The sequence below is a fragment of the Streptomyces sp. NPDC056169 genome (assembly GCF_042268445.1).
In the GTDB taxonomy this organism is placed as follows: Bacteria; Actinomycetota; Actinomycetes; order Streptomycetales; family Streptomycetaceae; genus Streptomyces.
Genome location: NZ_JBHJUO010000004.1, coordinates 403,413 through 424,891, shown reverse-complemented (window position 1 = coordinate 424,891; position 21,479 = coordinate 403,413). Strand labels below are relative to the sequence as shown.

The 21,479-nt window shown below is 73.3% G+C and carries 22 protein-coding genes; 10 read left to right on the top strand and 12 right to left on the bottom strand.

All coding sequences use genetic code 11. From position 1 onward, the window contains the following. Positions 1–3 precede the first annotated feature (3 nt). Complete coding sequence (locus ACFC0G_RS08905; RefSeq protein ID WP_376399450.1) at positions 4–1,065, bottom strand: MsnO8 family LLM class oxidoreductase; 1,062 nt, start codon at positions 1,063–1,065, stop codon at positions 4–6. 177 nt (positions 1,066–1,242) lie between these two features. On the opposite strand from ACFC0G_RS08905, the gene ACFC0G_RS08900 reads away from it, so the two are divergent. Then, positions 1,243–1,731, top strand: a complete 489-nt coding sequence (locus tag ACFC0G_RS08900) for an HAD family acid phosphatase (RefSeq protein WP_376399447.1) — start codon at positions 1,243–1,245, stop codon at positions 1,729–1,731. A gap of 138 nt (positions 1,732–1,869) precedes the next feature. Here the strand turns inward: ACFC0G_RS08900 and ACFC0G_RS08895 are convergent, their stop codons facing one another. Further along, positions 1,870–2,085, bottom strand: a complete 216-nt coding sequence (locus ACFC0G_RS08895) for a dodecin (RefSeq protein WP_376399444.1) — start codon at positions 2,083–2,085, stop codon at positions 1,870–1,872. Positions 2,086–2,364: 279 nt separating this feature from the next. Here ACFC0G_RS08895 and ACFC0G_RS08890 point away from each other — a divergent pair, with 279 nt between their 5' ends. The 3 genes from ACFC0G_RS08890 (at position 2,365) to ACFC0G_RS08880 (ending at position 5,576) form a co-directional block, all read left to right on the top strand. Beyond that, a complete protein-coding gene (locus ACFC0G_RS08890) occupies positions 2,365–3,612 on the top strand; it encodes an extracellular solute-binding protein (RefSeq protein ID WP_376399440.1) in 1,248 nt (415 codons plus the stop codon). A gap of 138 nt (positions 3,613–3,750) precedes the next feature. Then, complete coding sequence (locus tag ACFC0G_RS08885; RefSeq protein WP_376399437.1) at positions 3,751–4,578, top strand: GNAT family N-acetyltransferase; 828 nt, start codon at positions 3,751–3,753, stop codon at positions 4,576–4,578. Next, on the top strand, positions 4,575–5,576 hold the full coding sequence (locus ACFC0G_RS08880; protein ID WP_376399434.1) for a lysophospholipid acyltransferase family protein: 1,002 nt from the start codon (positions 4,575–4,577) through the stop codon (positions 5,574–5,576). The genes ACFC0G_RS08885 and ACFC0G_RS08880 overlap by 4 nt, the downstream gene beginning before the upstream one ends. Here the strand turns inward: ACFC0G_RS08880 and egtD are convergent. From egtD to egtA, 4 genes are read right to left on the bottom strand one after another with little or no spacing between them, the layout of a single operon-like run. Then, the gene (gene egtD / locus ACFC0G_RS08875) at positions 5,471–6,436 is read right to left on the bottom strand and encodes an L-histidine N(alpha)-methyltransferase (RefSeq protein WP_376399431.1); all 966 of its coding nucleotides are present in this window, start codon (positions 6,434–6,436) and stop codon (positions 5,471–5,473) included. The two genes, ACFC0G_RS08880 and egtD, sit on opposite strands and share 106 nt — an antisense overlap. Continuing rightward, entirely contained in the window at positions 6,433–7,185 is a 753-nt protein-coding gene (egtC, locus tag ACFC0G_RS08870) for an ergothioneine biosynthesis protein EgtC (protein ID WP_376399428.1), read from the bottom strand. Before egtC ends, egtD begins: the two co-directional genes overlap by 4 nt. Continuing rightward, entirely contained in the window at positions 7,185–8,588 is a 1,404-nt protein-coding gene (gene egtB, locus ACFC0G_RS08865; RefSeq protein ID WP_376399425.1) for an ergothioneine biosynthesis protein EgtB, read from the bottom strand. Before egtB ends, egtC begins: the two co-directional genes overlap by 1 nt. Continuing rightward, positions 8,585–9,844, bottom strand: a complete 1,260-nt coding sequence (egtA, locus tag ACFC0G_RS08860) for an ergothioneine biosynthesis glutamate--cysteine ligase EgtA (RefSeq protein WP_376399422.1) — start codon at positions 9,842–9,844, stop codon at positions 8,585–8,587. Before egtA ends, egtB begins: the two co-directional genes overlap by 4 nt. 218 nt (positions 9,845–10,062) lie before the next feature. Here egtA and ACFC0G_RS08855 point away from each other — a divergent pair, with 218 nt between their 5' ends. Next, positions 10,063–10,230 carry a hypothetical protein gene (locus ACFC0G_RS08855; RefSeq protein ID WP_376399419.1) on the top strand — a complete coding sequence of 56 codons (168 nt, stop codon included), beginning with the start codon at positions 10,063–10,065 and terminating at the stop codon, positions 10,228–10,230. Between the two features lie 188 nt (positions 10,231–10,418). On the opposite strand, the gene ACFC0G_RS08850 is transcribed toward ACFC0G_RS08855, so the two are convergent. The 4 genes from ACFC0G_RS08850 to ACFC0G_RS08835 form a co-directional block, all read right to left on the bottom strand. Beyond that, on the bottom strand, positions 10,419–11,825 hold the full coding sequence (locus ACFC0G_RS08850) for a flotillin family protein (protein ID WP_376399417.1): 1,407 nt from the start codon (positions 11,823–11,825) through the stop codon (positions 10,419–10,421). A gap of 81 nt (positions 11,826–11,906) precedes the next feature. Then, positions 11,907–12,137 carry a hypothetical protein gene (locus ACFC0G_RS08845; RefSeq protein WP_376399414.1) on the bottom strand — a complete coding sequence of 77 codons (231 nt, stop codon included), beginning with the start codon at positions 12,135–12,137 and terminating at the stop codon, positions 11,907–11,909. A gap of 14 nt (positions 12,138–12,151) precedes the next feature. Further along, a complete protein-coding gene (locus ACFC0G_RS08840; protein ID WP_376399411.1) occupies positions 12,152–12,859 on the bottom strand; it encodes an alpha/beta fold hydrolase in 708 nt (235 codons plus the stop codon). 108 nt (positions 12,860–12,967) lie between these two features. Further along, complete coding sequence (locus tag ACFC0G_RS08835; RefSeq protein ID WP_376399539.1) at positions 12,968–14,248, bottom strand: MFS transporter; 1,281 nt, start codon at positions 14,246–14,248, stop codon at positions 12,968–12,970. 156 nt (positions 14,249–14,404) lie between these two features. Here ACFC0G_RS08835 and ACFC0G_RS08830 point away from each other — a divergent pair, with 156 nt between their 5' ends. From ACFC0G_RS08830 to ACFC0G_RS08820, 3 genes are all read left to right on the top strand, one after another. Beyond that, positions 14,405–15,439, top strand: a complete 1,035-nt coding sequence (locus tag ACFC0G_RS08830; protein WP_376399409.1) for a LacI family DNA-binding transcriptional regulator — start codon at positions 14,405–14,407, stop codon at positions 15,437–15,439. Positions 15,440–15,456: 17 nt separating this feature from the next. Further along, a complete protein-coding gene (locus tag ACFC0G_RS08825) occupies positions 15,457–15,726 on the top strand; it encodes a hypothetical protein (protein ID WP_376399406.1) in 270 nt (89 codons plus the stop codon). A gap of 312 nt (positions 15,727–16,038) precedes the next feature. Then, positions 16,039–17,226, top strand: coding sequence for a thiolase family protein (locus tag ACFC0G_RS08820; protein WP_376399403.1), 1,188 nt, complete (start codon positions 16,039–16,041; stop codon positions 17,224–17,226). A 78-nt stretch (positions 17,227–17,304) separates the two neighbouring features. Here ACFC0G_RS08820 and trxA read toward each other — a convergent pair whose 3' ends face one another. Beyond that, entirely contained in the window at positions 17,305–17,670 is a 366-nt protein-coding gene (gene trxA / locus ACFC0G_RS08815; RefSeq protein WP_376399400.1) for a thioredoxin, read from the bottom strand. Between the two features lie 115 nt (positions 17,671–17,785). Between trxA and ACFC0G_RS08810 the strand changes: the two genes are divergently transcribed. After that, a complete protein-coding gene (locus ACFC0G_RS08810; protein ID WP_376399397.1) occupies positions 17,786–19,225 on the top strand; it encodes a dihydrolipoyl dehydrogenase family protein in 1,440 nt (479 codons plus the stop codon). Positions 19,226–19,232: 7 nt separating this feature from the next. On the opposite strand, the gene ACFC0G_RS08805 is transcribed toward ACFC0G_RS08810, so the two are convergent. Then, positions 19,233–19,868: a TetR/AcrR family transcriptional regulator gene (locus ACFC0G_RS08805; RefSeq protein ID WP_376399394.1), complete on the bottom strand. Its 636-nt coding sequence runs from the start codon at positions 19,866–19,868 to the stop codon at positions 19,233–19,235. Positions 19,869–20,066: 198 nt separating this feature from the next. Here ACFC0G_RS08805 and ACFC0G_RS08800 point away from each other — a divergent pair, with 198 nt between their 5' ends. After that, the gene (locus ACFC0G_RS08800; protein WP_376399391.1) at positions 20,067–21,464 is read left to right on the top strand and encodes a purine-cytosine permease family protein; all 1,398 of its coding nucleotides are present in this window, start codon (positions 20,067–20,069) and stop codon (positions 21,462–21,464) included. Positions 21,465–21,479: the final 15 nt, after the last annotated feature.

Here is a 21,479-nt window from a genome sequence, read left to right as displayed (position 1 = left end):
TAGCTACTGCTTCCCGTTTGCCCCGGTCGGGCGGGTGGTGACCGGGGCGGTCAGGCCGACGGCGCGCGCCAGGCCGCGGTACGAGTCGCTCAGCGCCGCCCGGTCGTACGTGCTCGTCGTCACCAGCACCTCCTGCGCGCCGGTCCCCCGCACGGCCCGCTCCAGCGCCTCGGCCACCTGCTCCTCCGTGCCGTGCACATGACCGGCGAGACCGCCCTCGTAGAAGCCGCGCTGCTTCTCCGTCATCCCGCCCGTCGACGCCAGCTCCTCGATCCGCTCGGGCGCGGCGAGCGGCGGGAACACGCCGCGGGTGCGCGAGTACGCGAGGGACCAGGCCTCCGGCATCAGCAGCCGGCGGGCCTCCTCCTCGCTCGCCGCCACGACGACCGTCCCCGCCACGACCACGTACGGCTCGACGGCCCACGGGGAGGGGCGGAACGCGGAACGGTACGTGTCGACGGCGGCGAGCACCCGGTCCCGGCCCCGCAGGTCGCCGATGACCAGCGGAAGGCCGGCCGCCGCGGCGATCGCCGCGCCCTCGCCCGTCGCGAGGACGAAGGGCGGGACCCGCAGGCCCTCCGCCGGCCGGGCGTGCACCTGCGGATGGGCCGTCTGCTCGCCGGTGAACCAGCCGAGGAGCTCGGCCAGCTGCTCGCCGAACCGGTCGGCATCCTCCTTGTCCCGCCCGAGGGCCCGCCGGATGCCGTCCGTGAAGCCGACCGAGCGGCCGACGCCCATGTCGATCCGGCCGGGGAAGAGGGACTCCAGGACACCGAACTGCTCGGCCACGACCAGCGGCTGGTGGTTGGGCAGCATCACTCCGCCCGTACCGACGCGCACGGTGGACGTCGAGGCGGCCACCGCGGCGGCGAGCACCGCCGGCGCGGAGCCGGCGACGCCGGGCACGCTGTGGTGCTCCGACACCCAGAAACGGTGGTAGCCGAGGGCTTCCACCTCCTGGGCGAGGCGCACGGTGTCGCGCAGTGCCTGCGGGGCGTCCTCGCCCTCCCGCGTGCGGGAACGGTCGAGGACGGAGAAGCGGATGCCGTCGAGGAAGGTGCTCACCTAGGGTCCAACGCCCGGAGCGCGGCAGGATTCCCGCACCGGCGTCCGCGCGCCGTGCCGGGCGCGAAAGGGCGGGGCGCGCGAAAGGGCCGGGCACGCGAAAGGGCCGGGCGCGCGAAAGGGGCGGGCACGCGAAAGGGCGGGGCGGCGGCGTGCCCCGGCTCCTACGCTGGGCCCGTGACACGCGACACCCGGCCGCTGGCCGTCTTCGACCTGGACAACACCCTCTCCGCGACCGCCCACCGGCAGCACTTCCTGGAGCAGCGCCCCAAGGACTGGCGCGGCTTCTTCGCGGCGGCGCCCGACGACCCGCCGCTCGCGGAGGGCGTCGAGCTGTGCCGGAAGGCGGCCGAGGAGTGCGAGGTGGTCTATCTGACCGGGCGGCCGGAGCGCTGCCGGCGGGCCACGGTGGCGTGGCTGGCCGCGCAGGGGCTGCCGGAGGGCCGGATCCACATGCGGGGCGACCGGGACTTCCGGCCGGCCCGGGTGACCAAGGTGGAGGTGCTGCTGCGGCTCGGCGCGGACCGCGAGATCAGGATGCTCGTCGACGACGACGCGCTGGTCTGCGACGCGGCGGAGGCGGCCGGCTTCCGTGTCGTACGCGCCCACTGGGCGGCCCCGTCGGAGGAGCTGACGGCCGCCCAGGAGGAGGAGGGCCGGACCTGAGCCCGGCCTGGGAGAGCCGGACCTGAGCCCGGCTTCATAGGGGCCGGACCTGAGCCCGGCCTGGGTGGGCCGGACCTGAGCCCGGCTCCAGGAGGGCCGGGGGCCTGAGTCCGCCCGCCCCCGATCCCTCGCCGCGTGTCAGCTCTCGTCCTCCAGGCGGAAGCCGACCTTGAGTCCGACCTGGTAGTGCTCGATGGCGCCGTCGACGATATGGCCGCGGACCTGCGTGACCTCGAACCAGTCGAGGGCGCGCAGGGTCTGGGAGGCGCGCTTGATGCCGTTGCGGATGGCCGCGTCGACGCCTTCGGTGGAGGTCCCGACGATCTCGGTGACGCGGTAGGTGTGATTCGACATGGGGGCCGAACTCCTCTCGGTGCGTCCCTCCACCGTGCCCCAGGCCGCGTCGGTGCGCGACAGGACGGACTCCGCACGAGACGCGGTCGATTACCGAGGGTAAGGGTCCGATGCGTCCGTCCAGGGGCCGGAACGGAATGGTCAAGGACTTGACCACTTCGTTGGTCCAGACCAGAATCCAGGCCACATACCCGCGCGAACACCCCGTTCGGTCCCCCCACGTCGGGTCAGCCCCCAATGCCGCACGAACCTGTGCAGAACCCGCAGAAGGTGACCTACGTGAGAAACCGCCACCTCGCCTGTCCCTTGGCAGCCGCCACCGCGCTCGCCCTCGCCGGCTGCGGGATGATGCCGGGCGGGGGCCAGTCCAAGACCGTCACCATCTGGCTCATGCGGGACAGCGCAAGCGAGGACTTCCTCACGCGCTTCACCGAGGCCTACGAGGACGAACACGACGGCGTCGACCTCACCATCACCATCCAGGACTGGACCGGCATCGGAAAGAAGGTCACCGAGGCCATCAAGGGCTCCGGCGGACCCGACATCATCGAGGTCGGCAACACCCAGGTCGCCCAGTACGCCGACACCGAGAAGCTCTACGACCTCACCCTGGAGTCCGTCCGCGACCTCGGCAGCGAGGACTGGCTGCCCGGTCTCGCCCAGCCCGGCAGCATCGGCGGATCCCAGTACGGCATTCCCTGGTACGCGGCCAACCGCATCGTCATCTACAACAAGGACCTCTTCCGGGACGCCGGGATCGACAAGCCGCCGACCACCCGCGCCGATTGGCTCGCCGACACCGAGAAGCTCAACCGCGGCGGCTCCCAGGGCATCTACCTCGCCGGCCAGGACTGGTACACCCTCTCCGGCTTCATCTGGGAAGAGGGCGGCGAACTCGCCGTCGACAAGGGCGGCGAGTGGACCGGCGCCCTCGACAGCCCCGCCGCCCTGCGCGGCATGGCCTTCTACAAGGAACTCCAGTCCCTCGGCACCGGCCCCAAGAACGCCGACGAGCAGAACCCGCCGCAGGCCGACGTCTTCGCCAAGGGCGACGTCGCCCAGATCATCGCCACGACCAGCGCCGTCGCACCGATCCTGAAGGCCAACCCGGGCCTCAAGGACAAGCTCGGCTACTTCGCGATACCCGGCAAGAAGGCCGGCCAGCCCTGCGCCGTCTTCACCGGCGGCTCGGACCTCATCATCCCCGAGAACGCGCCCCAGCGCGGCGCCGCCCTGGAGGTCGTCAAGGCGCTCGCCGGCGAGAAGTGGCAGACCGAACTCGCCCGCACCATGGGATACGTGCCCAACAAGAAGGGCCTGGCCTCCGTCGTCTCGGGCCAGGAGGCGACCGCCGTCATGGCGGCGGCCGCCGCACGCGGCCGGGCCACCCCGAACTCCCCGCAGTGGGCCAACGTCGAGGGCGACAACCCCATCAAGCCGTACATGACGGCCGTCCTCCAGGGCGAGGACCCGGCGCACGCGGCCAAGAAGGCCTCGGTGGAGATCACGGACACCCTCGCCGAATAGCATTCAGCGTTCGCACATCCGCGAGCCCCCGGACGGTCATGTCGAATCCAGCCGGTGACGGAAGAAGTAAGGAGCCGGGCCACCGCTCACGCGGCCCGGTCCCGCCCCTTCCCCTTCCGTCCGCCGGAGGAGCTCGACATGACCGCACCGTCGCCCACGCTCGCCGTCCCCACCGGGACCGGGGCCGTCCCCGCCCAGCCGCAGGACCGGAGCCGGCTCCCGGCCGAGGAACCCGCGCCCCGGTACGTCGTCGGCCTCGCCCGGGACCAGGAGGACGTACGGGCCGCCCAGCGACTGCGCCACCAGGTCTTCGCCGGTGAACTCGGCGCCCGCCTCGACGGGCCCGAGCCCGGCCTCGACTCCGACGCCTTCGACGCGTACTGCGACCACCTGCTCGTACGGGACGAGGCCACCGGCGAGGTCGTCGGCACCTACCGGATCCTGCCCCCCGAGCGCGCCGCCGTCGCCGGACGCCTCTACTCCGAGAGCGAGTTCGACCTCACCCGGCTCGCCCCCGTCCGCCACGACCTCGTGGAGGTCGGCCGGTCCTGCGTCCACCCCGCCCACCGCAACGGCGCCGTCATCTCCCTCATCTGGGCCGGCCTCGCCCGCTACATGACCAGCACCGGCCACAACTGGCTCGCCGGCTGCTGTTCGATCCCGCTCGCCGACGGCGGCGCCCTCGCCGCCGCCACCTGGGACACCGTCAAGGCCAAGCACCTCGCCCCCGAGGAGTACTGGGTCACCCCGCACAGGCTGTGGAACTCCGAGGGCGTCGCCCGCCCCGAAGGACGCACCGAACTCCCGCCCCTGCTGCGCGGCTACCTCCGCCTCGGCGCCTGGGTCTGCGGCGCCCCCGCCCACGACCCCGACTTCGGCGTCGCCGACCTCTACGTCCTGCTCTCCCTGCGCCGCACCAACCCGCGCTACCTCAACCACTTCCTGTCGCTCGCCCCCGCCCCGTGAACGGGACCACGGCACCCTCGCCGTGGCTCCCCACGGCGCCCTGCACCCCGGGCCGCTGCGCCGCCCACCCCGATCCGGACCCCTGCCACCGGGCCCTCGCGGCGGGCACAGCCCTGGCCTCGGTGCGACTGGCCGCCGGGATCGGGGCGGTCCTCCTCGGCGTCCTGTGCCTGCCGGCCGCCGGACTCCTGCCGGCCCCGGCGCGGCTCGCCCTCGTCCGGTACTGGGTACGGGCCGTGGTCCGCGCCTTCGGCGTGCGCGTCCGGTTCGAGGGGGCGGCCGCCGCCGGGGGCCCGCTCCTCGTCGTCGCCAACCACGTCTCCTGGCTGGACATCCCGCTCCTCGCGGCCGTCCTCCCCGGCCGGATGGTCGCCAAGGCGGAGGTCCGCCGCTGGCCGGTGCTCGGTACGCTCGCCGCGCTCGGCGGGACCCTCTTCATCGACCGGGACCGGCTCAGGGCGCTGCCCGGCACCGTCCGCGCGATGGCCGCGGTGCTCGCCGGCGGCGGCCGGGTGATCGTCTTCCCGGAGGGGTCGACCTGGTGCGGCCGGGCCGGGGGCCGCTTCCGGCCGGCCGCGTTCCAGGCCGCGCTGGACAGCGGGGCGGACGTCCAGCCCGTACGGATCGACTACCGGCCCACCGCGGCCGCCGCCTACGTGGGGGACGACCCGCTGGGCGCCTCCCTGTGGCGGCTCGCCGCCACGCGCGGAGTCACCGCCGACGTACGGATCCTGGATCCGATACCCGGAAGGCGCCATCCGGACCGCCGGTCCCTGGCCGCCGCGGCCCAGCGTGCCGTGGCCGGGGCAGCCGTCTCACCGCACGCCGTCCCTCCCCGAGTCGTTCCTCCCCGAGTCCTCCCTCCGCGCGTCGTCGCTCAGCGGTCCGGCGCTCAGCGTGCCGTCGCGAGCGACAGCGCGAACCGGTCCTGCTCGTCCGTCCACCAGCGGGCCAGGTCGAGCCCCGCCTCCGCCAGCTCGTCCCGTACCCCCGCCTGACGGAACTTCGCCGACACCTCCGTCCGTACCTCCTCGCCCGCCGCGAAGGGCACCACGAGGTCCAGCTCCGGGATCTTCACCGTGAGCGCGTGCCGGGCGCGCAGCCGCATCTCGATCCACTCCCGGTCCCGGTCCCAGAGCGCCACGTGGTCGAAGGCGGCCGGATCCGCGTCGGCGCCGAGCTCCCGGTCGATCACCGACAGCACGTTCTTGTTGAACGCCGCCGTCACCCCGGCCGCGTCGTCGTAGGCGGCGACGAGCGTCTTCTCGTCCTTCACCAGATCCGTGCCCAGCAGCAGCGCGTCACCGGGACTGAGCATCGCCCGGACCGAGCGCAGGAAGGTCCGCCGCTCGGCGGGGAGGAGATTGCCGATCGTGCCCCCGAGGAACGCCACCAGACGCGGCCCCGGCGTCCCCGGCAGCGCGAGCCCCCGGGTGAAGTCGGCGACCAGCGCGTGCACCCGCAGCCCCGGCCGGTCGGCGAGCAGCGACTCCGCCGCCCCCGTCAGCGCGGACTCGCTCACGTCCACGGGCACGTAGCTGTCCAGGCCGGGAAGGAGCGCGTCGATCAGGAACCGGGTCTTCTCCGAGGAGCCGGAGCCCAGCTCGACCAGGGTCCTGGCCCCGGTGGCGGCGGCGATCTCCGGCGCCCGCGCCATCAGGATCTCCCGCTCCGCCCGGGTCGGGTAGTACTCGGGCAGCCGGGTGATCTCCTCGAAGAGTTCGCTGCCCCGGGCGTCGTAGAACCACTTCGGCGGCAGCGCCTTGGGGGAGCGGGTCAGTCCGTTGCGGACGTCGGCGCGCAGATCTGCGCCCGCGGTGTCCGGGGCGAGGGTACGGGTCAGCTGGAACGGGCTCACGCGGACGGCTCCTTGAGCGGGGTGAGGGTGACGTCGTAGCGGTCGGCGGTCACGAGCGTGTGCTCGGGGACCTCGCGCCACCGCGGATCGTCGTCGTACGGTTCGGAGGCCACGGCCATGTGGCCGGGGCCCGGCAGGTACCAGAGGCTGTTCCCCCAGGTCGTCGCGGTGACGGTGGTCCCGTCGGTGAGCAGCAGGTTGAGCGAGGAACCCGGCGCCGCGGCGCCGACCTCCCGCACGGTGTCGGCCAGGGCCGTCCCCGGCGCGTCCCCGGCCCGCAGCCGGTGCAGCACGAGCGCCCACAGCAGCGCCGAGTCGGTGCGCGCCTCCAGGTGCAGCAGCGCCTCGGCCGGGAGCGTGCCGGCGATGCCGGCCAGGGAGCCGGGCCAGCCCGTGACCGCGCCGTTGTGGCTGAAGAGCCAGGGGCCGGCGGTGAACGGAGCCGCCGCGCCCTCCCCGTCGGCGCCGGGCAGCGTGGCGCCCCGGACCGCCGCGAGCAGGGCCCGGGAGCGGACCACCCGCGCGAGGTCCGCGAAGGACAGGTCGCCCCAGATCGGCGCCGCGCGCCGGTACCGCGCGGGCACCGGATCCCCTTCCGCGTACCAGCCCACCCCGAAGCCGTCGGCGTTCACGACCCCGCTGGTCTGGTGACGCGGTTCCCAGGACTGGCGCAGCAGGCCGTGCTCCGGCCGGACCAGCAGCTCTCCCAGCGCCACCGGCCCGCCCACGTACGCGACGTGACGGCACATCAGTCGAACTCCGCGGTCCGCGCCGTCCGGAAGCCCGAGAAGATCTGGCGCCGCACGGGCAGGTCCCAGTTGCGGAACGTGCCCCGGCAGGCGACCGGGTCGACCGCGAACGAGCCGCCGCGCAGCACCTTGTGCTCCGGCCCGAAGAACACCTCCGAGTACTCCTTGTACGGGAAGGCCGTGAAGCCCGGGTACGGCAGGAAGTCGCTCGCCGTCCACTCCCACACGTCACCGATCAACTGCCGTACCCCGAGCGGCGAAGCGCCCTCCGGGTAGCTGCCCGCGGCGGCCGGCCGCAGGTGCCGCTGCCCGAGGTTCGCGTGCTCGGGACCGGGATCGGCGTCGCCCCACGGATAGCGGCGCGAGCGCCCCGAGACCGGGTCGTGGCGGGCGGCCTTCTCCCACTCGGCCTCGGTGGGGAGCCGGCGTCCGGCCCAGCGCGCGTAGGCGTCCGCCTCGTACCAGCTCACGTGCAGGACCGGCTCGTCCACCGGTACGGGCTCGGTCACCCCGAAGCGGCGGCGCAGCCACTGTCCGCCGTCGCGGCGCCAGAACAGGGGTGCCCCGATGTCGTGTTCCCGGATCTGCGCCCAGCCCTCGGGCCGCCACCAGCGGCGGTCCGTGTACCCGCCGTCCGCCATGAAGGCCAGATAGGCGCCGTTCGTGACAGGGGTGGTGTCGACGAAGAAGGCCGGCACGACCCGGGCGTGGGCCGGACGTTCGTTGTCGAGGGCCCACGGCTCGTCCGAGGTGCCCATGGTGAACGGGCCGCCGGGGACGAGGACTTCGGGAGGAAGGGAGCCGGACCGCAGGGAGGGCGGCGGGGGAGCGGTCAGCGCCGCGGGCCCCCTGCGCAGCTGGTGGGTGATCAGCATGGTCTCGTCGTGCTGCTGCTCGTGCTGGGCGATCATGCCGAACGCGAAGCCGTCGTCGAGCAGCGGCCGCCCCTCCAGCGGGGCGCTCTCCAGGACGTCCAGGATCCGCAGGCGCACGTCCGCCGCGTAGGCGCGGGCCTCGCCGGGCGGGAGCAGGGGCAGCGACGGGCGGGTGGCGCGCGGATGCTCGAAGGCGTCGTAGAGGGAGTCGATCTCCGGTCGCAGCGCGTCGCGCCCCGCGACGGCCCGCCACAGCCACTGCTCCTCCTGGTTGCCGATGTGCGCCAGGTCCCAGACCAGTGGTGACATCAAGGGGGAGTGCTGGGCGTTGAGTTCCTCGTCGTCGACACAGGAGGTGAGGAGGGCCGTGCGCTCCCGTGCGACGGTCAGGGCGTCCGCGGCCCGCGCGCGCAGCACCTCGGGATCGATGCCGGTGCCCCGCCGGGTCTCCGCGCCCTGCTCGCTCTCCGTGGCCCGCTTGCTCTGCGTGGCCCGCTCGCTCGCCGTGCCCCGCTCGGTCCCGGTCATGACGTCACCGCCGTCAGTTCGTCGGCCGGGCAGCTCCCGGGGATCACGTACCGCTCCTGGAAGGCGACGACGGCCCGTCGCACCTCCTCGCTCGCCCCGATCCGGGGCAGCGCGTCGACGGCGGCCGAGAAGACCGCGCGGGCGGCGGCGTGCAGTCCGGGATCGGCGAGGCCGTCGTGCGCCGCCGAGAGCCACAGCGGATTGCGCGGCGCCGGCCCCGGACCCGCCTGCTCGGCGAGGGGCTCGACCGCCCGGTACACGGCCTCGGCCGCCTCCGGGTCCTCGAAGACGGCCGTCGTCACGGCCACCGGCACCATCCAGCCGTCCGGGCCGGGCTGCGCGTCGATCATCCGCAGCTCCAGATGGCCGCGCGGCCGCACCGGTGGGAAGAGCGTCGTCATGTGGTAGCGCAGATCGTCCAGGTCGGCGGGGCGGGGGGCTCCGGTGCGCAGCCACTCGCGGAAGGTCAGCCCCTCCGGCACGTCCCACGGCCCCTCCGCGGCCCGCACGCACATCACCGGGGTGTCCAGGACGTGCGCGGTCCACTCCTCCCGGGGCTTCCCGTCCGGCCGGGGCGCGAGAGCCCGGCACGGGTCGAGCTCCGTCCACAGCGCCTGGCGCGTGGAGCGCCAGCCGGTCCGACGGCCGCCGTGCAGGGGGGAGTTGGCGAAGACGGCCACGAGGACCGCGCCGAGGAGGTGGGCGAGCCGCCAGCGCCGGTCGTAGCCGAGCGGACCCGGCTCGTCGAGCCCGGCGTCGAGGCAGACCTGCACGGAGGCCGAGTCGCACATCATCGCCCGTCCGGCCGGTCCCGTGCGGTCGAGCGCGATCTCCATGGCGTCGTACCGCGGCTCGTGGAGCACCCGGCCGCGCGGCGCGTGCCAGGGGTCCACCCCGTAACCGCTCAGGGTGAGACCGAGGGGTCCGAGCGCCTCCCGTACCGCGCGGAGATCGGCGGCGAGCGAGTCGAGGCACTCCATGAGCGACCCGGCCGGATGCGAGCTCAGCTCCAGCTGGCCGCCCGGTTCGAAGGTGAGCGACGAGACCAGGGACAGGGACCGTACGGTGTCGAGGGCGGCGGCCAGCCTCGGCGGCCGTACGGGCGAACGTGGGTCGCGCAGATCGTGGACGAGCCACTCCAGCTCGGCTCCCACCGTGCGGGGTGGACCCGTCTTGAAACAGATGCCACGCAGCAGGTTCTCCGCCTCCACCTCGGTGAGTGGGGGGCCGCCACGCGGTGTGCCGCTCGCTGCCATCCGTGCACCTCCTGATCCACCGGACAGGCCCTGTAGGACCGGTCCCGGAAGTCGCTGCTTCCACCTAAAGCCACCGCCGACCCGCGTGCAAGGGCGCCCCACAGGGGCCGCGTGCGCCCCCTGTACCCCTCTTCGTCTGATATGCATCTTTCGTTCCTCCGTGCGAGGCTGAGGGCATACGGACCACAGTCCGAGACCCCTTCATGGGAGGCACGATCGTGGGCAAGAAACAGACCCGGACCAATCGGGGCGCCCGTACCGGCGGTCACGAGCACCGCACAGAGGCGGCAGCGAAGGAGACCGCGCCGACCCCCACGAGAGAGCCGCAGATGCCCCTCGTGGAGCACGCGTCCCACCGCAAGGAACGGAAGTTCGGCCACAACTGAGGCCGCGCCGGAACCGAGGCCAGGGGACCGGCCAGGGGAACGCACGAACGGGCCCGGTGCCGTGACGGCACCGGGCCCGAGCGTCTTCACACGTCCTGTCCGGTCACTCTGTACACGTCCTGTCCGGTCACTCCGTGTCGTGCCGGGTCGCTCCGTGTCCCGACCGGGTCACGACGCGCCCTGTCCGGTCACTCCCCGTCGCCGACCGTGATCTCCACGCTCTCCTCCGACCGCGAGGCCGGCACCCCGCCCAGGCGCTCCGGCGCCCCCGGGTTCATCGTGGAGAGCAGCTGCCGGGCCAGACCGAGACCCGTCCCGCCCATGGTCAGCGCCTTGGCGAAGACTTCCGCCATCCCGTCGGCGCCGTTGAGCAGCACCATCTGGTCGACGTTCCCGAAGGCGGACGCGCCGGCCGACACGATCTCCGGCCACTTCTCCGCCAGCTGCTGGGCGACGACGGCCTCCTGGTTCTCGGCGAGTGCCGCCGCACGGGCCTTGATCGACTCGGCCTCCGCCAGACCCTTCGCCCGGGTCGCCTCGGCGACCGCGAGCCCCTTCGCGTGCTGCGCCGCCGCCTCCGCCTCACCGGTGAGCCGGGTCGCCGTCGCCTTGGCCGCGCTCGCCAGCTCGGTCTCCTTCGCGTCGGCCTCGGCCGCCGAGATCCGGGCGTCGCGCTCGGCCGCGGCCAGCGTCCGGGTCTCGTACGCCATGGCGTCGGCGGGCTTGCGGACCTCCGCCTGGAGCTGCTGCTCCTTGCGGTGGCCCTCCAGCTCGGCCACGCGGGTCTCCTGGACGACGACCTCCTGGCGCGAGGCCGCGTTGGCCAGCGGCCCGGCCTGCCGGGCCTTGGCCGAGGCCTGGTCCCGCTCGGCCTGGTAGCCCGCCTGGAGGATCTCGCTGTCGCGGGTCGCCTCCGACATGCGCGCCGCGGCCTGCTGCTCGGCCTCGGTCGCCCGCCGGTTGGCCTCCGCCTGCGCGATCCGCGCGTCCCGCTGGACGGCGGCGGCGTGCGGGGCGGCGAGGTTCTTGATGTACCCGGTCGGGTCCTCGATCTCGTGGATCTGCAGCGAGTCGACGATCAGTCCGAGCTTCTCCATCTCCGTGCCACAGGCCGAACGGGCCTGCCCGGTCAGCTTCTCCCGGTCACGGATCATGTCCTCCACCGTCAACCCGCCGACGATGGCGCGGAGATGACCGGCGAAGACGATGTGCACCCGCTCCGACATCAGCTTCTGCTGGTCGAGGAAGCGGCGGGCGGCGTTGGCGATCGACACGAAGTCGTCACCGACCTTGAAGATCACCACACCGCGGACCTTGAGCGGAATGCCCTGGTGGGTGACGCACTCGACGGACAGCTGCGTCTCGTTGAGGTCGAGCGAGAGCTTCCGCACCGCCTGGACGCCGGGCATCACGAGGGTGCCGCGACCGGTGACGATCCGGAACCCCATCCCCGCGCCGAGGCCCTCGTTCTTGTGGTTGGAACCGGAGATGATCAGCGCTTCGTTGGGTTCCGCGACGCGCCACATCATCTTGAAGACGATGACCAGAAGGACGAAGGCGCCGACGACGACGCCCGCCAGAATGCCGATTCCCATGGGCAGTTCCCCCTTCACCGGAGCCGTGCGGATCCGGTGAAGGGAGTGTGCGCCCGTCACGGGCGCCACTCAACGGTTCGGTCAACTGTCGTACGCGGCTGTGACATAGACGGTGCGTGGAGGGAGATGTTCCATGACCATCACGACCGTTCCGGTCTCGATTCGTTCCTTCGGTGAGGCCGGATAGGCGAGGAAGTGCTCGGCGCCGCCCCGGATCCGGACGATCACCTCGCCGACGAGGCCGGGCCCGATTGTGCCGGTCACCCGGCCCAGCAGTCCCACCATCGAGGAGTCCATCGACGCTTCGTCCATGGGTGAACGGTACGTCAGATCCAGCCGTCCAGCGCGGACATGAACCCGTCGAAGTCGTCCCGGTGGATCGTGTGCCCGGCACCCGCGACGGTGCGGAGGGTGAAGCCGCGCCCCTCCAGCATCGTGGCGTCGTCGGCGGAGATCAGCGGGCTCGGATCGGCGAGCGCGACGAGGGAGGGGACGGCGGGCCGGACCGGCCACATGTCCGTGCCGGTGACGTCGACCAGACCGTACGCCGACCGCTCGTCCCAGACGCGTACCGACTCCATCTCGGTGTCGACGTCCTCGTCCGACCAGCGCGGGTTGAACCCCTGCACGAGGTCCCGCGAGAGGGACTTGCCCCGCACGAAGAGCTCCGGCACGTACCCGGCGGGGCCGCCCCTCAGGTGCCAGGCCGGATCGGAGTACACCGCGCGGGCGGGCGCGAGCCGTTCCACGGCCCGCAGCAGGGCGAGCCCGCCGAGCGAGTGGCCGACGGCCAGTTCGGCCCCGGCCGGGAGGTTCTCGACGAGGTCGTCGGCGTAGTCCTCCGGCCCGTACGCCTCCGGGCCGGCCGCCCGCGCGCTCGCCCCGTGGCCCCGCAGGTCCACGGCGATCACCCGGTACCCCCGCGCGGCGAGGTCAGGTCCGACCCGCCGCCAGGTGCGGTGGTCGGCCATGATGCCGTGGACGAGCAGGGCGATCCGGTCACCGGATCCCCACGTGGTGGTGTGCAGGCGCACGGTGCTGCCTCTCCGAGTGGTGCGACGGGGACGGGGGTGTCCCGCGGATCAGGGGCATCGGCAGGCCCTGATCCGCGGGACACCCCCGGGCGGGCGCCGACCGTCAGGTCAGCGCACGCTGCGGATGGGGCGCACGGCGAGCGCGCCGAGCACCGACAGTACGGCCGCGATGATGAACAGGGCCGTGTATCCGCCACTCAGCGAGACGATGAGCGAGGCCACGAACGGGGCGACGATCTGCGGGCCCGCGTTGGCGACGTTCAGGACGCCCATGTCCCGGGCCGCGTCCTCGGCCTTGGGCAGGACCATGGTCACCAGGGCGGTGTCGACGGCCATGTAGCAGCCGAAGCCGAGACCGTTGACGACGGAGAAGGCGAGCATCGCGGTCCAGCTGGTGGAGACGGCCGGGATGACGAGCGCGACGGCGGCGAGCGCGGCGGAGGCACCCACGAAGAGCTTGCGGCGGTCGTACCGGTCGGACAGCCAGCCGCCGAGCACGGTGGAGACCACCATGGCGACCGCGTTGAGCGGCATGAGGATGGCCACGGCCTCCTCGGGCTTCAGCCCGGCGGGCAGCTCGGTGTGGTCCTTGAGGATGTACAGCTGGAATCCGGCCACCGCGAAGTAGCCGAGGACCAGCAGGGCCCGGCCGATGAACGCCCAGCGGAAGTCGTGGTCCTTGAGGGCGCTGCCGAAGGCCGCGATCTGCTCCTTGACCGGCAGCGGCGCCTTCGCGGGCATGCGCTCCTCGCGGGCGCAGGTGCTGAACAGCACGGCCGCGCCGGCGACGATCGCGCCGAAGACGAGGTAGCCGGTGCGGTAGTCGTCGGAGAAGGCGGCGCCGACGAGGGCGCCGATCGTCGAGCCGATGGGCAGACCGAGGCCGACGGCGGCCGAGGCCTTGCCGCGCGCGGCCATCGGGACCCGGTCGGGGACCACCGAGGTGATCGCCGCCTGGTAGATGTTCATGACGGCCTGGCCGAGGCACCAGGCGATCGTGACCAGCAGGATCGTGTGGACGCTGCCGAGGAGCAGCATCACCGGGAGGGCGAGCAGGCCGCCGCCCAGGATCCAGGGGTTGCGCCGTCCCGACCGGTCCGAGAGCGCGCCCGCGACCGGGTTGAAGACGGTGGCGAAGATCGCGGACACGCCGGCGACGAGGCCGAAGTTCGCCACCTTGTTCGCGGGGTCGATGGACTCGACCTGGAGGGCGAGGAGCATGCCTCCGACGCCGATGTACAGGGCGTACATCGCCGTGTTGCCGGCGAGGAGCAGGGGCAGCAGGCCCCGCGTCGGCCGGCTGGCCGCGGGGGAGTCGGGGCCGGCCGTACCGGAGTCGGGGCCGGCGGTGTCGGTGCCGGAGCCGGTTCCGGGGGAGGAAAGGGCCACGTTGCCCTCCAGGGAGAGATCGCCCGATGAGGGGGCGAGGAGCGGATTGAACGATAGAGTTACACGTGTCAGTGACACGTGTGAGCACTGTGTAGCACTCAAATCAGGCCATCCGCCAGACCCTGTGCCGGATTGTTCTGGAAAGATGCCGGAGCGATGAGCCACTCAACCGAACAGTCCCCCGACCGCCCCACCGGGCGGGCGGTCCCCACCAGTGCCGACGTCGCGCGCCTCGCGGGCGTCTCCCGGGCCACCGTCTCGTACGTGCTGAACAACACCTCGGCCGTGCGCATCAGCGAGCCCACCCGCCGCCGCGTGCGCGAGGCGGCCGAGGAGCTGGGGTACGTCCCCCACGCGGCGGCCCGCAGCCTGCGCGCCGGCCACAGCCGGATGGTGCTGCTGCCCAGCGCCCACATCCCCGTCGGCCCGCTGTACAGCCAGTTCTTCAGCGACCTCCAGTGGGAGCTGCGCCGCCTCGACTACACCGTGGTGCAGTACGGCAGCATCGGCCTGAAGCCCGAGGAGGCGGCCCGTGCCTGGGCGGAGCTGCGGCCGGTCGCCGTGGTCTCGCTCGGCGAGGTCGAACTCACGGAGCAGGCGGTCGAGCTCCTCAAGCGGTCCGGGGCCCGCGCCGTGATCACGCTCGGCACGCAGCAGGTCGAGGGCACCCACTCCCTCGTCATGGACCAGGGGCGGATCGGCGAGGTCGCCGCCGCCCACCTCGTCGAGGCCGGCCGGCGCCGGATCGGCGTCGTCGTCCCGGAGGAGACGGGCCTCGGGATGTTCTCGGCCCCCCGCCTCGACGGAGCGCGGCAGGCGGCCGAGGGCACCGGCGCCACCGTCGTCCCCGTGCCCCTGCGGTACGACGAGGAGTCGGCACGGGAGCTGGCCGGGCGGTGGCGCGAGCTGGGGCTCGACGCCGTCTTCGCCTACAACGACGAGTACGCGATGCTCCTGATGCGGGCGCTCCAGGACGCCGGGATCTCCGTACCGGAGGAGACCGCCGTCGTCGGCGCCGACGACCTGCTCCTCGGCCGGCTCCTGCGGCCGCGGCTCAGCACCGTCCACATCGACATGGTCCTCGGCAGGGAGCTGGCCGAGCTCGTCGACCGGGCCGTGCGGGACGAGGACGTGCCGCCCCGCCCCCGCCGTCTCCTCGACTCGCGGGTCGTCCGGCGGGAGTCCAGCTGAGCGCTTAGCGTCGGTCCATGAGCACAGTTCCGAAGCGCTACGAGATCCTGCTGGTGCCCGCGCACGTCGAGGACCGCGGCGGCGCGTCCGTGGGGGACAGTGCCGTCCGCTCCGCCGTCGTCGAGGCCACCGGGCGGCACGGCTCCTCCGGCTATCCGATCTACGAGGGGCACGGCATCGTCGCCGACATCGACCCCGAGACGCGGACGGTCGAGGCCCTGCTCGTCGACGGGCGCGAACTCGACTACGGACTCACGGCCCTCGTCCGCCCGGCGGCCCGCGGCTGACCCGGCACTCCCGGCCTGCCGGGCACCCTCCGCCCGCCCGGCGCTCCCGGCCGCCCCGGCTCCCTCCCGCCGGGCACTCCCTGCCGTCCCGGCTCCCTCCCGCCCGGCGCTCCCGCTCTGCCCGGCTCCCTCCCGCCCGGCTTGCCCCGTGGCTGACCTGGCACTCTCCCCTGCGGCCCGACCCCGATCCGGCCTGAAGAGGCCCGTTGACACCGTGCGCCGACGGGCACAGACTCGGCGGCGCACACCGGAAACGAAAGTTTCCTCACCAGGCGAACAGAGTCGTTCCGAAGGTCACGTGGGAGAGAACCGATGAGCATCCGCGACGTCTACATCGTCGACGCCGTCCGCACACCGATCGGGAAGTTCGGCGGCGCGCTCGCCGGGGTGCGCCCCGACGACCTGGCCGCCCACGTGGTGAAGGCGCTCGTCGACCGCTCGCCCGCGCTCGACCCGGCGCGCGTCGACGACGTCTACTTCGGCGACGCCAACGGCGCCGGCGAGGACAACCGCGACGTGGCCAGGATGGCCGTCCTGCTCGCCGGACTGCCCGTCACCGTCCCCGGCGTCACCGTCAACCGCCTCTGCGGCTCCGGCATGGAGGCCGTCATCCAGGCGGCCCGCGCCGTCGCGCTCGGCGACGCGTCCGTCGCCATCGCCGGCGGCGTCGAGTCCATGTCCCGCGCCCCGTGGGTCCTGCAGAAGCCCGAGCGGGCCTTCCCCGCCGGCCACCAGCAGCTCCACTCGACGACCCTCGGCTGGCGCATGACCAACCCGAGGATGCCCGCCGAGTGGACCGTCGCCCTCGGCGAGGGCGCGGAGCTCGTCGCCGACAAGCACGGCCTCACCCGCGACCGGCAGGACGCCTTCGCGCTCGCCAGCCACCGCAAGGCCGCCGAGGCCTGGGTGAAGGGGCTGTACGACGACGAGGTCGTCCCGTACCCCGGCGTGGACCTGGCCAGGGACGAGTGCATCCGCGACACCACCTCCATGGAGGCGCTCGCCAAGCTCAAGCCCTCGTTCCGTCCCACGGGCGGCACCGTCACGGCGGGCAACTCCTCGCCGCTCAACGACGGCGCGGCGGCCCTGCTCCTCGTGGACGAGGAGGGGCTGCGCGAGACCGGCCGCGAGCCGCTCGCCCGCATCCGTACGTCGGCGGTCACCGGCATCGAGCCCCAGCTCTTCGGCCTCGGCCCGGTGGCGGCCGTCCGGCGGGCCCTGGAGAAGGCCGGACGCTCCTTCGCCGACCTGACGACCTTCGAGCTCAACGAGGCCTTCGCCGCGCAGGCGCTCGGCTGCCTCGCCGAATGGCCGGAACTGGACCCGGAGATCGTGAACCCGCGCGGCGGCGCGGTCGCCATCGGTCACCCGCTGGGCGCCTCGGGCGCCCGGCTCGCCGGCTCCGTGGCCCACCAGCTGGCGGCGGCGGGCTCGGGCACGGGCCTCGCGGCGCTCTGCATCGGCGTGGGCCAGGGCCTCGCGCTGGTCCTGGAGCGCTGAGCCGACGCACGTACGCGTGGCCCGGACATACGACGAGAGGGGTACGGGAGGCTCTCCCGTACCCCTCTCGTCATCGGGTCACTGCTGCTGCGAGGCCTCGACGGACTTGCGCACCTCGTCCATGTCCAGCTTGCGGGCCTGCCCGATGACGTCCTCCAGGGCGGCCTCCGGCAGCGCGCCGGGCTGCGCGAACACGGCCACGTTGTCCCGGACGATCATCAGCGTCGGGATCGAGCGGATCTCGAAGGCGGCGGCGAGCTCCTGCTGCGCCTCGGTGTCCACCTTCGCGAAGACCAGGTCCTGGTGCCGCTCGGACGCGGCCTCGAAGACCGGGGCGAACTGACGGCAGGGACCGCACCACGAAGCCCAGAAGTCGATCAGGACGAATTCGTTCCCGCTCACGATCTCGTCGAAGTTGTCCTTGGTGAGCTCTACGGTGCTCATGCCTGCCTACCTTTCGGGGTCTCCTGGCGGTGTCCTCACGGTCCCCTGGGGACTCGCCCGGCACAACGGCGTATCGAGCCGCGCTATTCCGGACCCCTGCCAGCAGACTGGGATCATGACACGAGCGGTGGAAGAGAGCACGTACGACGTGGTGGTCCTCGGGGCGGGTCCGGTCGGCGAGAACGTCGTCGACCGGGTGCGGGCGGCCGGGCTCAGCGCCGCGATCGTCGAGAGCGAGCTGATCGGCGGTGAGTGCTCGTACTGGGCGTGCATGCCCAGCAAGGCGCTCCTGCGCCCCGCGCTCGCCCGTTCCGACGCCCGCAAGGTCGCCGGCCTGCGCGAGTCGGTCTACGGGCCGCTCGACGCCCTGGAGGTCTTCGCGCACCGGGACGCCGTCGTCGGCGACTGGAAGGACGACGGCCAGGTCGACTGGCTGGATTCGATCGGCGTCCGGCTCTTCCGGGGCCACGGCCGTCTCGCCGGGCCCCGCCGGGTCGCCGTCACCGGCCCGGAGGGCGACGAGCACGTCCTGACCGCCCGGCACGCGGTCGCCGTCTGCACCGGCAGCCGCGCCGTCCTCCCCGAGCTGCCCGGCCTGCCCGGGGCCAGGCCCTGGACCAGCCGCGAGGCGACCAGTTCCGGCCGCGTGCCCGAGCGGCTGATCGTGGTCGGCGGGGGCGTGGTCGGCGTGGAGATGGCCACCGCCTGGCAGGCCCTGGGCGCGAAGGTCACCCTGCTCGTACGGGGCGGGGGCCTGCTGCCCCGGATGGAGCCGTTCGTCGGCGAGCTGGTCGCCTCGGCCCTCGCGGCGCGCGGCGCGGACGTCCGTACCGGCACCCGGGTCACGGCGGTCGTACGCGACGGGGGCACCGGCCCGGTGACCGTGGTCCTGGAGGGCGGCGACCACGTCGAGGGCGACGAGGTGCTCTTCGCGACCGGCCGGGCCCCGCGCACCGAGGACCTCGGCCTGGAGTCGGTCGGCCGGGAACCGGGCTCCTGGCTCGACGTCGACGACAGCCTCCGGGTCACCGGCACCGACTGGCTCTACGCGGTCGGGGACGTCAACCACCGCGCGCTCATGACCCACCAGGGCAAGTACCAGGCCCGGATCGCCGGCGCCGCGATCGCGGCCCGCGCGAAGGGCACGGGGCCGCTGGACGACGGGCGCTGGGGCGCGCACGCGGCCACCGCCGACCGGGCCGCCGCGCCGCAGGTCGTGTTCTGCGACCCCGAGGCGGCCGCCGTCGGCCTGACCCTGGCCGAGGCCGAGCGGGCGGGCCACCGGGTCCGGGCCGTCGACGTCGACATGCGGCAGGTCGCCGGGGCCGGGCTCTACGCCCAGGGTTACCGGGGCCAGGCCCGGTTGGTCGTCGACCTCGACCGGGAGGTCGTCCTCGGTGCCTCCTTCGTCGGCCCGGGGATCGGCGAGCTCCTCCACTCGGCGACGGTCGCGGTCGTCGGCGAGGTCCCGATCGCCCGGCTCTGGCACGCCGTACCGTCCTTCCCGACCCTGAGCGAGGCGTGGCTGCGCCTCCTTGAGGCCTACCGGGACTGACGAGTCGTCACGTCGCCTCTGCTTCAGACGTGTCGGGTGTGTACGGGGCGACGAGGAGCCGGGCCGCCGAGCGCGCCGCCTCCAGGGCGGGCCGCGCGTCGCGGCCGGACTCCTGGCCGAGGACGACCCGGGTGCTCAACCCGTCGAGCAGGGCGAGGAGTTCGGAGGCGCGGGCGGTGGCGTCGAGCGGTGCGAAGCGCCGCCGGGCCACCCCCGCCGCGAGCAGGGACTCCAGGTCCTCCTGCCAGCCCCGGTCCAGCGCGTCCTGGGCCTCGCGCAGCGCGGCGTTGCCGGGGGTACGGGCCCAGAGTTCGATCCAGAGCGTCCAGCGCGGGTCGCGGGGTCCGCGCGGCAGGTAGAGGCGGAGGAAGAGGTCGAGTTTGCGCTCGGCGGTGACCCGCCGGGACAGCAGCGCGGCGCGCTCCTCGGCGAGCGCGGCCTCGCTCCACCGGAGGGCGGCGAGCAGCAGCAGGTCCTTGCTGCCGAAGTAGTACAGGATGTGGCCGCCGCTCGTGCCGAGCCGCTCCGCGAGCGCCGACATGGTGAGCGAGGCGAGGCCGTCCTCGGCGATCGCCGCCATGGCCTCCTCCAGCATCCGCTCCTGGGTGACGTGCCCGTCCCGCCGTCGTGCCGCCTTTGCCACCGCCGCCGTCCCCGATCTGTCGTGCCGTGTCTCCGCCCGTCCCGCTGTGTGCGAGACGAATGTGCGAGACCGATGTGCGAGATCGACCTTAACCGCAACCTCCGAAGGTCTTGACGTGGCCTGAACTCATCGCACATCTTGAATGGCGTTCTAAGTCTTAGAACGTCATTCAAGACGGCAGCGAGACAGGAGTGCGGTGTGCTCGGACACGAGACGGCGCCCGTGACCACGGGCCGGGACGAGGTGTTCCAGGTCGAGGAACACGGGATCGACCCCATACCCGACGCGGAACGGCACGGCAGCGCCAAGGACGTCTTCTGGCTCTGGTTCGGCTCGAACCTGACCTTCACCTACGTCATCAACGGCGCCCTCGCCGTCGCCTTCGGGCTCTCCTTCTGGCAGGCCACCGCCGTCGTCGTGCTCGGCGGCCTGTCCTTCGTCGCCATCGGCGCGGCCGGCCTCAGCGGGGTCCGCACCGGCACCGCGACCCTCGTGATCTCCCGGGCCGCCTTCGGCATCCGCGGCAACTGGCCCGCCGGTCTGCTCAACTGGATCGTCAGCATCGGCTACACCATCGTCAACACCGTGGTGGGCACCCTCGCCCTCGAAGCCTTCTTCGCGGACCTCGGCTGGCACGGCGGACACGCCTCCCGGGCCGTCGCCCTCGCCGTCACCCTCGCGCTGACCTTCGTGGTCGCCCTCTGGGGCCACGCGACCGTCCAGTTCGCCGAGCGCTGGATGGCCTACGTCCTCGCCGTCGGCTTCGCCGTGCTCCTCGTCCTGGTGCTGCCCGGCGCCGACACCAACGCCCCCTCGGCCGCGCCCGGCGCCTCCGGCTGGAGCCTCGCCTTCGTCGTCATGCTCGCGGGCCCCTTCTCGTACCTCCCCATGCCCGCGGACTACACCCGCTACCTGCCCCGCACGACCTCCCTCAAGGCCGTCACCCTCAGCGGCGCGCTCGGCGGCTTCCTCTCCTCCGTCGCCCTGGGCGTCGCCGGAGTGGCCGCGGCGACGCAGGCCGACATGACCGACGCGGTGGCGGGCGTCGAGGGCCTGCTCCCCGGCTGGTTCCAGGCGCTCTTCCTCGCCCTCGTCCTCGGCGGCTCGGTCACCAACTCGATCATCACGCTCTACTCGTCGAGCCTGAACCTCCAGGTCCTCGGCATCCCCTGGAGCCGGGCACGGGCCATCGTCATCAGCGCCGCCGTGACCGCGGCGGGCTCCCTCGGCGCCCTCTTCCTCACCGACTTCACCACCTCGCTCCTCTCCTTCCTCTCCCTCCTGATCATCGTCTTCGCCCCCTGGGGCGGGGTCTTCCTCGCCGACATGGTGCTCCGGCGCTGCGCCTACGACTCCGCCGGCCTGCACGCCCGCGCGGGCGGCCCCTACTGGTACCGCGCGGGCTGGCACCCGGCCGGCCTGACCGCGCTCCTCGCCGGTCTCCTCTTCTCCGCGCTCACCTGCGACTCCGAACTGTGGACCGGCCCCCTGGTCGCCCCGCTCGGCGGTGCGGACCTCACCCTCCTCGGCGCGGTCGTCTCCGCCCTCGTGTACGCGCTCCTCGCGCGCCGCCCGGCCGCCCCGGCACACCCCTGACCAGGCGATTCCCGC